At 60.2% G+C, this 12,929-nt stretch carries 12 protein-coding genes and 1 pseudogene; 7 read left to right on the top strand and 6 right to left on the bottom strand.

The features are described 5' to 3' along the window. The first annotated feature begins 7 nt into the window (after positions 1–7). From BLT66_RS18530 to BLT66_RS18505, 6 genes are read left to right on the top strand one after another with little or no spacing between them, the layout of a single operon-like run. The gene (locus BLT66_RS18530; RefSeq protein WP_092759835.1) at positions 8–1,135 is read left to right on the top strand and encodes an FAD-dependent oxidoreductase; all 1,128 of its coding nucleotides are present in this window, start codon (positions 8–10) and stop codon (positions 1,133–1,135) included. 15 nt (positions 1,136–1,150) lie between these two features. Continuing rightward, positions 1,151–2,128 (top strand): Bug family tripartite tricarboxylate transporter substrate binding protein, encoded by a 978-nt coding sequence (locus BLT66_RS18525; protein ID WP_092759833.1) that lies wholly within the window; start codon positions 1,151–1,153, stop codon positions 2,126–2,128. Positions 2,129–2,145: 17 nt separating this feature from the next. After that, positions 2,146–2,892, top strand: coding sequence for an SDR family NAD(P)-dependent oxidoreductase (locus tag BLT66_RS18520; RefSeq protein WP_092759942.1), 747 nt, complete (start codon positions 2,146–2,148; stop codon positions 2,890–2,892). 22 nt (positions 2,893–2,914) lie between these two features. Beyond that, complete coding sequence (locus BLT66_RS18515; protein ID WP_092759831.1) at positions 2,915–3,943, top strand: SMP-30/gluconolactonase/LRE family protein; 1,029 nt, start codon at positions 2,915–2,917, stop codon at positions 3,941–3,943. Positions 3,944–3,977: 34 nt separating this feature from the next. Beyond that, complete coding sequence (locus BLT66_RS18510; RefSeq protein ID WP_092759830.1) at positions 3,978–5,207, top strand: MFS transporter; 1,230 nt, start codon at positions 3,978–3,980, stop codon at positions 5,205–5,207. 16 nt (positions 5,208–5,223) lie between these two features. Further along, complete coding sequence (locus tag BLT66_RS18505) at positions 5,224–6,045, top strand: SDR family NAD(P)-dependent oxidoreductase (protein WP_255406989.1); 822 nt, start codon at positions 5,224–5,226, stop codon at positions 6,043–6,045. Between the two features lie 6 nt (positions 6,046–6,051). On the opposite strand, the gene BLT66_RS18500 is transcribed toward BLT66_RS18505, so the two are convergent. The 4 genes from BLT66_RS18500 to BLT66_RS18475 all read right to left on the bottom strand — a co-directional run bounded on the left by BLT66_RS18500 (position 6,052) and on the right by BLT66_RS18475 (position 10,321). Then, positions 6,052–6,921, bottom strand: coding sequence for a LysR substrate-binding domain-containing protein (locus BLT66_RS18500; protein WP_255406988.1), 870 nt, complete (start codon positions 6,919–6,921; stop codon positions 6,052–6,054). 388 nt (positions 6,922–7,309) lie between these two features. Then, positions 7,310–8,047, bottom strand: a complete 738-nt coding sequence (locus BLT66_RS18495; protein WP_092759824.1) for an RNA polymerase sigma factor — start codon at positions 8,045–8,047, stop codon at positions 7,310–7,312. An 892-nt stretch (positions 8,048–8,939) separates the two neighbouring features. Continuing rightward, a complete protein-coding gene (locus tag BLT66_RS26535; RefSeq protein ID WP_143029245.1) occupies positions 8,940–9,170 on the bottom strand; it encodes a hypothetical protein in 231 nt (76 codons plus the stop codon). A gap of 830 nt (positions 9,171–10,000) precedes the next feature. Then, entirely contained in the window at positions 10,001–10,321 is a 321-nt protein-coding gene (locus BLT66_RS18475; RefSeq protein ID WP_092759816.1) for a hypothetical protein, read from the bottom strand. Positions 10,322–10,507: 186 nt separating this feature from the next. Here BLT66_RS18475 and BLT66_RS26530 point away from each other — a divergent pair, with 186 nt between their 5' ends. Next, positions 10,508–11,002, top strand: coding sequence for a hypothetical protein (locus BLT66_RS26530; protein WP_143029244.1), 495 nt, complete (start codon positions 10,508–10,510; stop codon positions 11,000–11,002). A 191-nt stretch (positions 11,003–11,193) separates the two neighbouring features. On the opposite strand, the pseudogene BLT66_RS27240 reads toward BLT66_RS26530, so the two are convergent. Together BLT66_RS27240 and BLT66_RS18470 are read right to left on the bottom strand one after the other, a co-directional pair. Then, positions 11,194–11,298 (bottom strand): annotated as a pseudogene (locus BLT66_RS27240) (integrase); the annotation flags it as partial. Positions 11,299–11,425: 127 nt separating this feature from the next. Continuing rightward, a complete protein-coding gene (locus BLT66_RS18470; protein ID WP_218922634.1) occupies positions 11,426–12,838 on the bottom strand; it encodes a gamma-aminobutyraldehyde dehydrogenase in 1,413 nt (470 codons plus the stop codon). Positions 12,839–12,929 lie beyond the last annotated feature (91 nt).

The following is a 12,929-nucleotide window of genomic DNA, read 5'->3' as shown; positions in this document are numbered from 1 at the left end:
GACAAACATGGCATTGGTGAACAAGGTTCTTGTGATCGGTGGCGGCATTGGCGGCATGTGTGCCGCTATCCAATGCGCCAAGCAGGGCATCGCGGTCGACCTGGTCGAGATCAGCCCGGAGTGGACGGTGTACGGCGCGGGCATCACCGTCAGCGGCCCGACCCTGCGTGCCCTGCGCAGCGTCGGCGTGGTGGACGAGGTGGTGCGCCGCGGGGGGCATTGGTCGGCCATCGACATTTGCAATGCCGATGGCGTGGTGCTCAACACCGTGCCCATGGCCCATGCCGTGGGGGCAGACGAATTGCCGCCGGCCGGCGGCATCATGCGCCCGGTGCTGGCCGACATCCTGAGCCAGGCGACCCGTGCGACCGGTGTCCAGGTGCGGCTGGGGCTGTCGTTCGCGCAGATCAACCAGGACGCAGACGGGGTGGACGTGGTTTTTACCGACGGCAGCCAGGGCCGCTACGACCTCGTGATCGGGGCTGATGGCGTCAACTCCAAGGTGCGCGAGGCGTTGTTTCCAGGTGCCCCAGCACCGCGCTTCAGCGGCCAGGGTTCATGGCGCTGCGTGGTGCCGCGCACCCGGCGCAATTCCACCATCTTCATGGGCGCCACCACCAAGGCCGGGCTCAATCCGGTGTCCGACACCGAGAGTTATCTGTTCGTGCTGGACCACCGCGATAACTTCGACTTCATCCCAGCCGCGCAATGGCCGGCGCTGCTCGCCGAGTTGCTGCAGGAGTTCGGCGGCGACCTGGCCGGCATTCGCCAGGGCCTGCTCGACGGCAACAGCTACAGCATCGTCTACCGCCCCCTGATGGGCCTGATGATGGACGCGCCCTGGCACCGCGGCCGGGTGGTGCTGCTCGGCGACGCCGTGCATGCGACCACGCCGCACCTGGCCTCGGGCGCGGGCATCGCGGTCGAAGGCGCAGTGGTTCTGGCCGAAGAACTGGTGCGCTGCCAGTTCCTCGAAGGCGCCTTGCGCGCCTATGCGGGGCGCCGCTACGACCGGGCGCGCCTGGTGGTGAGCAGCTCCATGCGCATGGGGGAAATCGAGCAGACCGGTGGCTCCAAGGAAGAGCACACCCGCGTCATGCTGAACGCGATGACGACGCTGAGCGCGCCGATTTAAGGATCGGGAGACAACATGCAAAGACGTCATCTTTTGCAGGCCGGCACGGCGTTGGCGGCGACCACCGCCTTCGATGCCGTAGCAGCCCTGGGGGCCGAGAGCAAACCCCTGACGATTCTGGTCGGCTTCGGTCCGGGCGGCCCGGTGGACACCGTGGCGCGGCAACTGGTGGAGCCGCTGCGTGAATTGCTGGGGCGGCCGGTGCTGGTTGACTACAAGCCCGGTGTGGGCGGACAGATGGCCTTGACTGCTGTGAAACAGGCAGCGCCGGACGGTGCCGTTCTGGCGCTGTCGCCGCCCAGCCCGTTGACGATTTCCCCCAGCACCTTTGACAAGCTGCCGTATGACCCATTCAAGGACTTTGCGCCGGTCTGCTCGGCTTGCACCTTCGATTTCTCCCTGGTGGTGGGCTCCGATCATCCAGCGCGCACGCTGGCCGAGTTGGTGGCCTGGTGCAAGCAAAATCCGAAGCAGGCGAACCTGGGCGTGGCCGGCCTCGGTTCGAGCCCGCACTTCCTGGCCTGGCTGTTCGCCAGGAAGGCGGGCATTGCGCTGGAGCCGATTGCCTATAGGGGCACGCCCAATATGGCCCAGGAGGTGGCCGGCGGCCAGCTCGCCTGTGCCTTCAGCCCACAGGCCAACTTCGCGGAACTGGTCAAGGCCGGTAGGCTGCGCATGCTGGCGACCACCGGCGCGGTGCGCAGCACGGCCTTCCCGCAAGTGCCGACCTTTGGCGAATCGGGCTATGCCGAATTGCAGAGCGAAGAATGGTTCGCCTTTTTCGCCCGGACCGGAACACCGCCTGCCATGCTCAACGTATTCGCCGAGGCGGTACGCCAGGTCGTGGCGCGCGACACGGTGCGGCTACATCTGCTGGGCATGGGCTTCAACCCCGAGGCGTGTGGTGCCAGCAGACTGGCACAGGACATCCGTACCGATTTCGAACGCTGGGCCGAAGTGGTTCGGCGCACCGGCTTCAAGGCCGACAGTTGAATTTTTTGGAGCCCTTCATGAAAACTGCTTCTCATCCCCGAATCGCGCTGGTCACCGGTGCCGCTGGTGGCTTGGGCCACGCCTTCGCCATGCGCCTGGCGGCCAGCGGTCATCAACTGGTGCTGACCGACCGCCTGCCTTGCTCCGAATTGCTTGAGCAGATTCGCGGCGCGGGTGGCCGGGCCGATGCGCTGGCCTGCGACCTTGCGGACCCCACCGACGTACAGCGCTTCGCCGCCGAGGTGCTGGCCAAGCTCGGCCGGGTCGACGTGCTGGTGAACAACGCGGCCTTCATGCCGCACGCCCCTCTGGGCAGTATCAGCGCCAGCTTGTGGCGGCAGATCATGGCGGTCAATATGGACGCGCCATTCCTGCTGGCCCAGGCCTTCGCCCCGGGCATGGCCGAGCGCGGCTGGGGCCGCATCGTCAACCTCGCTTCCAGCACCGTCTGGGGACCGCCGCCGGGCATGGCGGTCTATGCCTGCAGCAAGATGGGCGTGATCGGCCTGACCCGCGCTCTGGCATCCGAACTGGGCGGGCAGGGCATCACCGTCAATGCCATCTCGCCCGGCCTGACGCGGCATCCCGGCAGCGCCGCCAATATCCCGTCCGAGGCCTTTGAGGGCGTGCGCGCGCGCCAGTTCATCCCGCGCACCGAAGTGCCCGATGACCTGACCGGTGCCCTGGCCTTCCTGGCCTCCGACGACTCCACTTTCATCACCGGCCAGGTGCTGAATGTGGACGGCGGCGGCTTTGGCTTCTGACCACTCCACCCAAGGTAACTCCATGAGCAAACCCCGCAATCCCCTGGTCGGCTGGCAAGTCGATCGCAGCAGCATCCGCAACGTCGGCGTCGGCTTGCAGCGCCCCGAATGCATCCTGGCCGAAGCCGACGGCACGCTGTGGGCCGCAGACCCGCGCGGCGTGATGCGCATCGCCGCCGACGGCACGCAGACCTTGATCCGCCAGCAAGGCCAGCAGCAGGCATCCGGAGAGCGCGAGCTCACCGCGGAGTCGCTGATACTCGGCGGCAGCCTGCCCAATGGCATTGCTTTTGACCGCGATGGCAACATCATCATCGCCAACTTCGGCAATGACAGCATCGAACTGATGACGCGTGTGGGCGACTCGCGCAGGCTCTACGACAGCATCGACGGCCAGCCGCTGGGCAAGGCCAACTTTGTGCTTACCGATTCGAAGGGGCGCATCTGGTTCACGGTGACCACCCGGCTGCAGCCCTGGACCCGCTCCATCAACGAGAAGACGGCCGATGGCTATGTGGGCCTGATAGACGAGAAAGGCATCCGCATCGTCGCCGATGGTTTCGTCGGCACCAACGAGATTCGCCTGGACGCGAAGGAGGAATGGCTGTATGTGGTGGAGTCGAACGCGCGCCGCATCTCGCGCCTGCGAGTGGCGGACGACGGCTCCTGCCATGGACGTGAAATTTTTGGACCGAGCAATCTGGGCGGCATTCCTGACGGCTTTGCCTTTGACGCGTTTGGAAATCTGTGGATCACCCTGATCATGGCCGAACGGCTGGTGGCGCTGACGCCGGAAGGTGACTTGCTGACCCTGCTCGACGACGGCAACCCCGAGGCGATTGACAACTTTGACCAGCATTTCTATGGCGGCAGCATGACGCCCGAGATCATGGCGACTTGCAAGGGCACGCTGGCGCCGTGGATGGCCAGCCTGACCTTCGGCGGGCCGGACCTGCAGACCGTGTATCTGGGCAGCCTCATGGGTGATACGCTGCCGAGCTTTCGCGCGCCGGTGGCCGGGCTGCCCATGTCGCATTGGTGGGCGCGCTGAGACTTTTTCGATTACAAAAAATGAGGAGACAAACATGTCAGCAAATACCGCTTTTCTATCCACCGCACGGCCTGCGCTTGCGCCATCTGAACCCAGGCTGATCCACGCCATCATCCTGTTGGTGACCTGTGGCCTGACGGTGCTGGTCACCGCCGTGCTGGGCCCGAGCTTGCCGGCGATGCAGGCGCACTTCGCCCACGTCCCGGGCGTCGACTTTCTGGTGCCGCTGACGATGACGGCACCGATGCTCACCATGGCCGCCATCAGCGTCTTCGCCGGCGAGCTGGCCGACCGCATCGGCCGCAAGCCAATGTTGGTGGGCGCGGCCGTGCTGTACGCCCTGGTGGGCACGGCACCGCTGTATTTGGACTCGCTGCCCGCTATCATCGCCAGCCGCCTGGCGCTAGGCGTGCTCGAAGGCGTGCTAATGACGGTGAGCACCACCATGATTGGCGACTACTACAGCGGCAAGCAGCGCGAGCGCCTGATGTCGCTGCAGACCACGGTGGCCTCGACCTCGGCCTTCGTGCTCAATACCGTAGGCGGCATGATCGCCGAGCACGGCTGGCGCGCGCCGTACATGGTGTTCGCCATCAGTCTGCTGCTGGCACCGCTGATGGCGATGTACCTGTGGGAACCCAAGACCCGCGCCAGTATGTCGGCGGACGAGGTGGCTGCCGACAGCCGAAGCTTCAGCGCCGGCCTGCTGGTTTTCATCTGCGGGCTGACGGTGTTGCTGGGCATCATGTTCCTAACGGTACCGGTGCATTTTGGTTACCTGCACAGCGCCATAGGCGTGCAGTCGCCATCGCAGATCGGCCTGGCCTATGGCGTGAACAGCCTGGGGGTGATCAGCGGCACGCTGCTGTTTGGCTGGGTGCTTGCCCCACGTTTGAAGGTGGCTTACCAACTGGCCCTGGGCGTGACGATTGCAGGCCTGGGCTTTGTGCTGATGCAGCTGGCCGGGGACTACAGCGCCTTGACGGTCGCGGGCTTCGTCAATGGTTTGGGCGCCGGCATCGTACTGCCGGCGATGGTGACCTGGAATGTGCGCGAGCTGCCGATGTCGCGCCGTGGCATGGGGGTCGGGGCGTTCCAGTCTTGTTTCACTCTCGGGCTGTTCTTGAATCCGCTGATCATCGTGGGCCTGGAAAAATTCCTGCACGTGCCGCGTGCCGAGGTCGTCGGCTTGGTGGGCTTCGTGCTGCTGGTGCTGGCACTCATCGCCTTGCTGAGCGGCGTGCTGGGCAGGCGTGGTCGATAAGGTGAAACAAGCTGCTATGGAAAACGTACCCATGCATCCGGTATTTACACCCGCCATGCCGGGCAAGCGTGGCGACCGGCTGGCCGGCAAGGTCGCCGTGGTGACCGGCATCGGCGCCGGTATTGGCCGCGGCATCGCGCTGATGTTTGCCCAGCAGGGTGCCAGCGTAGTGGGCTGCGATATTGACGCCGCCAGCGCCCAGGCTACGGTGGACGAGGCGGCCCGGCAGGACTTGGCGATCCACAGCCTGCATCCGCTGGACCTGACCCAGCCGGAGCCGGTGCAGCGCCTGATCGAGCAGACGGTGGCTCTGCATGGCGGCATCGACATCCTGGTCAACGCAGCCGCCTTCGGTTCCTTCGCGTGGCTGGAGGCGATGGACTACGAGACCCAGTGGCGCAAGACGCTGACCGGCGAAGTCGACATCGTATTCCTGGCATGCCAAGCTGCTTGGCCGCATCTGAAGGCCCGGAGCGGTAGCTCGGTGATTAACTTCGCCTCGGCCAATGCGCATATGGCCCTGCCTTTGTCGGCGGCGCTCGCGCATTGCGCGGGCAAGGGCGCGGTACTTGCCATGAGCCGCCAGCTGGCGATGGAGGGCGGGCCGTTCGGCATCCGCGTCAACACCATCTCGCCGGCGCTGGTGGAGACGGCCGCCACGCGCCGTCCGCTGGACCATGTTCCGGGCTTTCGCGACAAGGTGCTGGAGAAGTGCATGCTCAAGCGCATAGGCCAGCCCGAAGACATTGGCTGGCTGGCGATTTATCTGGCATCCGACGAGTCGGGTTGGGTGACTGCGGCCGACTTCAACATTGATGCCGGGGCCACCGCCTGGTAAACGCTTTTAAGTTGTCTCCGCCGCAATCGCCTTGAGCTGCTGGCGCAGCCAGGTATGCGCGGCATCCTGGTCGTTGTGGCGGTTCCACTGCATGACCAGATTCAGGGGGGGAATGTCGAAAGGGACCGGCAGTAGGCGTACGGGTAGCAAGCGCGCATACATTTGTGCGAGTCGCTTGTGCATGGTGGCAATGCGCTGGGTCCCGACGACCAGCAGCGGCAGGGCATTGAAGGTGCTGGCCGTGACGACGACGTTGCGCGCCACGCCATGCGTGGATAGAAACCAACTTTCGAAAGTCGGCACGCGCTGGTCGCCAAACTGCGTCGCCACATGCCTGGCGGCCATATAGTCGTCGAAGCTGATGGCATCGCGGCTGTAGCCTGTCCATACCACGCAGGTGTAGCCCTCGTTTAGCAGATCTTCTTGCGGATGCGCGGCGCTGGCATTGCGGTCAGGGTAGATGGCGATGTCCACTTCGCCGCGTTCCAGTTTTTGTAGGTTGCTGTCGCCCAGGCCCACGACGTCGATGGAGATGCCTGGTGCTTCCGACTCCAGCCGTTGCGCCAAAGGTGTCAACAGAACCGAAGTGGCGTAGTCCGATGCGTTAAAGACAAAGCGTCGCAGCTCGCATCCAGGATCGAAGTCGGACTTGGCCGCCAGGGTGGCGCGCGAGCGCAGGATGATGTCGCGTACCGGTTCACGCAAGCTTTGTGCAAGTGGGGTGAGCTCCATGCGGCGACCTACCTGCGTCAGCAGCTCGTCACCGAAGTGTTCACGTAGCCGACCCAGAGCACTGCTGATGGCCGATGCTCCTATGTTTAGTTGCTCTCCTGTGCGGGTGATGCTACAGGTCTCCAGTAGTGCATCCAGTGTCACAAAAAGATTCAAGTCGAAATGGCCTAAACGCATTGTTCGATTGTTGCACTACTGAAAGCAGATTCGTGTCTACCTCCCTCAGAAAATTTCCAACGTCTGGATTTCCAGAGGCGTAGAACTACAAAGCCAGTCCAAGATTTCTGCTGCCCCCCATTGGGGGTTCTTGTGCCAGTTTCAAACGAACCGGCCTCATCGCAAGGAAAGTGTATCCAGCTTAGTTCTACAAGGATTCAGGGTAGTCATCAAATTATTGGCTGTGCTGGTCATTCTGCAGTTGGCACCAGCAGCAGAAACAAAGCAATCAGTACAGCACTACGGAGAAGGCTCAAGCGGGCGACGGGTGACTCGGCGGCCGTTCCGAGGTGGGGCCACCCTGATGGCCGTCTGCTCAATTCACTGCGACGGCTTCCGTCGGTTGGGCCCTTTCAGCGCTTGCCGCTGGAACCGCTATGACGTCTGCGGAGACCGCAATGGGTTCAGCGCGGGTGGTCGTGGCGACGACTTTGATATCTTCCTTCGTCCGCTTAGGTGCCTTTTGGGCTGCCTTGGCTGCGGGTTTGGCGCTGGTGGTCTTCATGGTTACATTTGCCGGCGTCACGGCAACTTCAGCATTCGCTGGCGGCTTGGCTTCGACAGCTGACGCCGCTTTTTCTTTTTTGGAGGCCTGGGTGTCCTTGATGGCTTTGGCTGGCTTGGTCGCTGACGCAGCATTGTCGACAGCCTTGCCAGCACTTGCGCTCACGGCGACAGCTTTGATATTTTTAGCAGAAGCGGCGGTGGGAATGGGAGCCAAGGCAGCGGTTGCTGTCAGCTTTTTCTCCAGCGCTTTGATTTTGCGGGTTGCCGATGCGAGTGCGCGCTGTGATTCTTCATGGGCTGCATTTGCCGCAGCCAACGTAGCCGCATGCTCTCCGACGGTGAGCTTATTGCTGGCTTTGAGGAGCTTCAGTTCGGCTTTTGTTTTGACGATTCTTTGCAGCGCAGCCGCTGGAACCTGTACCGACCAGTCGCCGTCGGTATCGGTGATCGACGTGAAGTCCACTTTCTCCGATGTGAGGAAAGCCAGCTTCTTGGGTAACTCAAACCGTCCAGAGTCGATACGTGCGCGGTCAATTTTCTTAGCCATGGATACTTCTATAGTGAGGGATGAAACGAGAGTATTTTAGGAGGACATTGCTGCGTATCGACTCTCGACTTCAGACTGTCAGTTTTCGGTCGGCGGCAACAGTACGTGTTGACCGACAAGTTAGCATGCATCGACGCCGCCTCCGAATGGGACTGCGACTTCCCAGACACGCCGATTTCTCAAGATCGACCACCGCTCGTTGACGTGCACACACTTGCCCTCAATCATCTCCCGTGGCCACGTCGACCCATAGTCGGCCTCAACTGTGGCTCCAGATGTCAGGCGCACGACAAGCCTCCCGTCTTGGTCCAACTCGTTAGTAGGTTCTAAAAGAATTTTGGTCGCGCGACCTTGGTCCACACGAAAGTGCAACGACTGGTGGAGCACCACTAATAGGGCGGCGAGAGGCACAACCAGCAAGAAGGTCTTGGGAAAGCGCTGACTGATGTAGGGAAAGGCGGCGTTCCTGAAGATGCCGATCCACCAATACAAGATGCCTATGCCCGCACCCAGACCAAGGTAGACGACATTGTTCGCGGTGGCAAGCCGATCGATTCGGAACCAGCCGCGCATCCGCGCATGATGGCATCGAGGACAAAGTAGATTGCGCCACAGGCCGCACCTGCGAGCAACGCGTGCCACCAATCTAGCCACCGCATTCTTTGCAGAACGAAGAAAAGGGGAACTGCGAATGCGACCGTGACCACTAGCATTATTGGGTAGGCGACCAGCGCGAACATCCCAAATGAAAGGCTCACCACCAATGGCGCGAGAAAGAAGGCAAGCCAGACGCGGCGCATGTTTTGCGTGCTAACGTAGAAGTGAGGGGCGGCCGGAGCGAAGTGGAGGGAACCACAAGCGCAGCTTGTGGCCGTCCCTCTCGACTGCCGGGTTAGCCCACGAATGGGCGAAGGTCTTCTTTGGCATACCTCTTACCAACTTTCTTTCCATTCTCTTCCAAGGTGAAAAACCACTTCCGCTCTTTGTGATGCCAAACAAACTCAATGACGGCACCAACATGCGGAGTGACGTTGTTTGCATTCACAACGACCTCGGCCTTATCTCCCTTTCTAAATGCTGGAGGGGGTTTTCCTTGAGAGATTTCATCGTCAGAGAGTCCCATGGCAATTTCTTGAAGCCAAGGGTATGGACGAAGAGCAGCCTCAAGCTCGGCGCGATTCAGAGCCATTGATAAGAGGCCATAGCTCAAATACCACGACAAAATTGACTTGGCGCCAACTAGATCAGCGTTGGGTGAGGACAGAAACTCTTGAAGCTGACCCACGAGCCAAGCCACTCTTGAGTCTCTTCCACACACTGGTTGATCGTCGGAACTCATAAGGGCTAACGTTGAAGCTGAGCCGAGAGCGGCGGCTTGCCGACGCGAGTCGGCTCGAGCGACTGGTTAGACCGCATCTCGCCTGCCGCTAAGAACGTGAATTGGATCGATCACGAAGTCTTGCGCGCGGGACCGCCCTATTGCCGCTGCAAGTTGAGCGAGATCTGGTTCGACTGGCTCCCAGAACTCCGCCGAAAACAGAACACAACTCAAATCCCGGGCAAGCCCGCAAATGGATTGCTCAAACCGCGCATCCCTGGTTCGCACATCCACTCGCGCGAATAGCTCGCCCGAGCCATCCTCATTGAGGAGTAAATCGACTCTGTTCCCCTCGACTTCGCCGAAAACCAGCCAGTTCTCACACATGAGCCAATGCGCTCCAATTCGTTCGCTGAGTAGCGCGTGTGCAAGCACCACTCGTTGGTCCTCCAAGGATGGGACTTCGTGCCCATCTTCCGTTCGCCACGGCAGAGGACCATCCCGCGACGCAAATGACAGATCGAATTGCCAAATTGCCATGATGTGGTTCTGCGGTCTAACGTGAAGATGACCGGACCGCAACACTTTGCGGCTTCGCCGCGTTTTGCTGTTGTGGGTCCGTGTCGATTGGCATGTTAAGCCGCGGGCAGCTTCGTTTCATGGGCGTGTCCGAGGAGTTGTGTCAGCCGTTGGTCGAGGACTAGTTGGTTCGCCGAACGTCCCATGCTCGCCTCCGCCAACGCGAGCAGCTTCAAGATTTCGACGGATTCCCAGTTGGTTTCTTCGGCAATTGATCTTAGCCAGTCACCAGCAATACCGAGTTCGTTGTGCTCAAGGTACTCAGCTACTTCGTCAAGTGCGCCGGTCGTCGCAGGCGTAAGCGTGATGAGCGCCTTTGCCTGTAGCAAGTACTGCTCTGTGCGACTCCAGGAGGAAAGTAGATCGGGCGTGACCATGACTCGTCGAGCGGTTCAACGTAATGTAGACCGCAAAACCTGCGGGATCAGCTGGGCGATGCGGGATATTCTGGACACGGCTTCCTTCTGAGAGTGGCTTGCAGCCTACGTTTTTGACGACCTTGCTGTGCAAACATCCAGGTATAAAAATTCCGTGAAACCCGGCAGGCTTGTAATCGGGAAACTATGGCTTACGACGACATGAAATCGAGGCGCTCGCAGGGCAAGGTTGTGACCTCGGAAATGCTGGGTGGCGCATCGCAGACCGCTTTGGAGAGCGATGCCCACCGTCGGCTTGGGGGCCACAACAGACCTTGGCGATTGTTGGAAGTAGTCGCGTACCCAATAAATTACGGTATCTTCTGGTCATTAAAAAGGCCTCAGCCAATGACTACCAGTAAACGCACCTTGTTATCCGCAGCGTTTGTTGCATTTCCTTTGTGGGGTACAGCTGGCGTGGCTGCTTCAGTTCCCCATCTACCGTTGGCTGTAGGGAACCTGCTGTATTTCTCTTGGTTTTTAGGATTTTTAGTCACACCTGTCAGGCTAATCTTCTTCAAGGACGATGAAGGTTTTTTCTCGAGATTAATTTTGGCCATTTTGTATCTGGCTATCGGCTCAGTCGTAGCATTTTTCACCGGATGGGTTTCGGTGTGTGCCTTCATGTCTGCTTGTCATTGAGCACGAAAGTCCGCTGTTGGCCGATAGTACCTATTCGCCAAACACCTCCCAACGACAGCAACCAGCCTGAAGCGGCCATCGGTAGGGACGGCTTTGCAGCGAAAGCAGCCGGTTGGGCTATCGCTGCGAACGACTCGTTTGCGTGGATAAGCCGACAACTGAGTGCCTAGGCACAGTTGCCAGCCACTTCTTCACAGCTCAGTCTGCTCTGACATTTCCAAGGCGTCCAAGACCTTTATGTCGAGGTAGCGAACCGTAATTTCCAACTTGGTATGTCGGCCACATAGGCCTTGAACACCAGCTTGTCTAGGAAGTGCTTCAACCTACTTGATGGTGGCACTACGCGCAGCCTGCAAAAACGAGACTGCACGGGTGCGTTTCAGCATTCGGGTGAGCGGCCGCAGAAACGACGGCACAGTTCGGTCAGTGCTTGATCATCACGTGGCGAATCACCGTGTAATCCTCCAAGCCATATATCGACATGTCTTTGCCGTAGCCAGACTGCTTTACACCACCGTGTGGCATCTCGCTCACCAGCATGAAATGGGTATTGACCCAAGTGCAGCCGTACTGCAGGCGTGCCGCAAGACGGTGAGCTCGACCTACGTCAGAGGTCCACACCGATGATGCCAGGCCATAATCAGAGTCGTTTGCCCAGGACAGTGCCTGCGCCTCGTCTTCAAATTCGGTCACGGAAACCACCGGGCCGAAAATCTCCCTGCGCACCACTTCGTCGTCTTGCCGCGCGCCGGCCAGTACCGTGGGTTCGAAGAAGTATCCGGGACCTTCCACGCGTTTCCCGCCCGTCACGACTTTTATGTGTGGCAGTAACCGTGCTCGATCCACGAAGCCGACGACACGGTCCAAGTGCTGTTGGGTAATCAGCGGCCCCAGCTCAGTTTCAGGATCATCCTGAAGACCAAATTTGATACTGCGTACGGCGATGCCGAGCTTTTCAACGAAGCGAGCGTAAATACCTTTTTGCGCATAGATGCGGCAGGCTGCGGTGCAATCCTGGCCGGCGTTATAGAAACCGAAACTACGTATGCCCTCTACAGCCGCATCGATGTCTGCATCGTCGAAAATGATGACAGGGGCTTTGCCTCCCAATTCCATATGCATACGCTTAACGGTGGCAGCAGTGCTGGCGATGATATGACTGCCGGTGGCCACTGACCCCGTCAGTGAGACCATCCGCACTTTCTCGTGGGTAGTAAGCGGCTTGCCTACACTGGGCCCTCGTCCGAACACTACATTGACCACGCCCGCAGGGAAAACCGTGGCCATTAACGAGGCTAACTTAAGCGCCGTCAGCGGTGTCTGTTCGGAAGGCTTGAGGACAACGGTATTGCCGGCCGCCAAGGCTGGAGCCAGTTTCCACGCGGCCATCATCAGTGGATAGTTCCAAGGCGCAATCGAGGCGACGACACCCACCGGATCGCGCCGGATCATCGAAGTATGACCTGGCAAATATTCGCCCGCCGCCGAGCCTTGCAAACACCGGCTCGCGCCAGCGAAAAAACGAAATACATCGGACACGTTAGGCAGTTCGTCCCCCAAGACGGCTGCGTAAGGTTTGCCACAATTATTCGATTCCAGCCGGGCCAGTTCTACGGCATGGCTATCGATGAGGTCAGCCAGTTTAAGCAACAACAGCGAGCGATCCTTTGGCGTGGTCTGGGACCAGCTCTCGAAGGCGGCGTCAGCGGCTTGCACCGCGCAATCAACCTGCGCAGGCGTAGCCTCGGCAATGTCCACTAGCGCGGTCCCCAGAGAAGGGTTCATCACCGCGAGCTGTTCGCCTTCGCCTGCGACCAATTTGCCGTTAATAAGCATTTCAATGTGCATAAGTTTCTCCAATGAATGCAAGCGCCATATGCCTGCACTTTCAAGCAATTTAGATTTACCGGACAATAAGTTTCTGACT

This window comes from Rhodoferax sp. OV413, assembly GCF_900104385.1.
Lineage (GTDB): Bacteria > Pseudomonadota > Gammaproteobacteria > Burkholderiales > Burkholderiaceae_C > Rhodoferax_B.
This window is presented reverse-complemented; position numbering and strand designations above follow the sequence as displayed.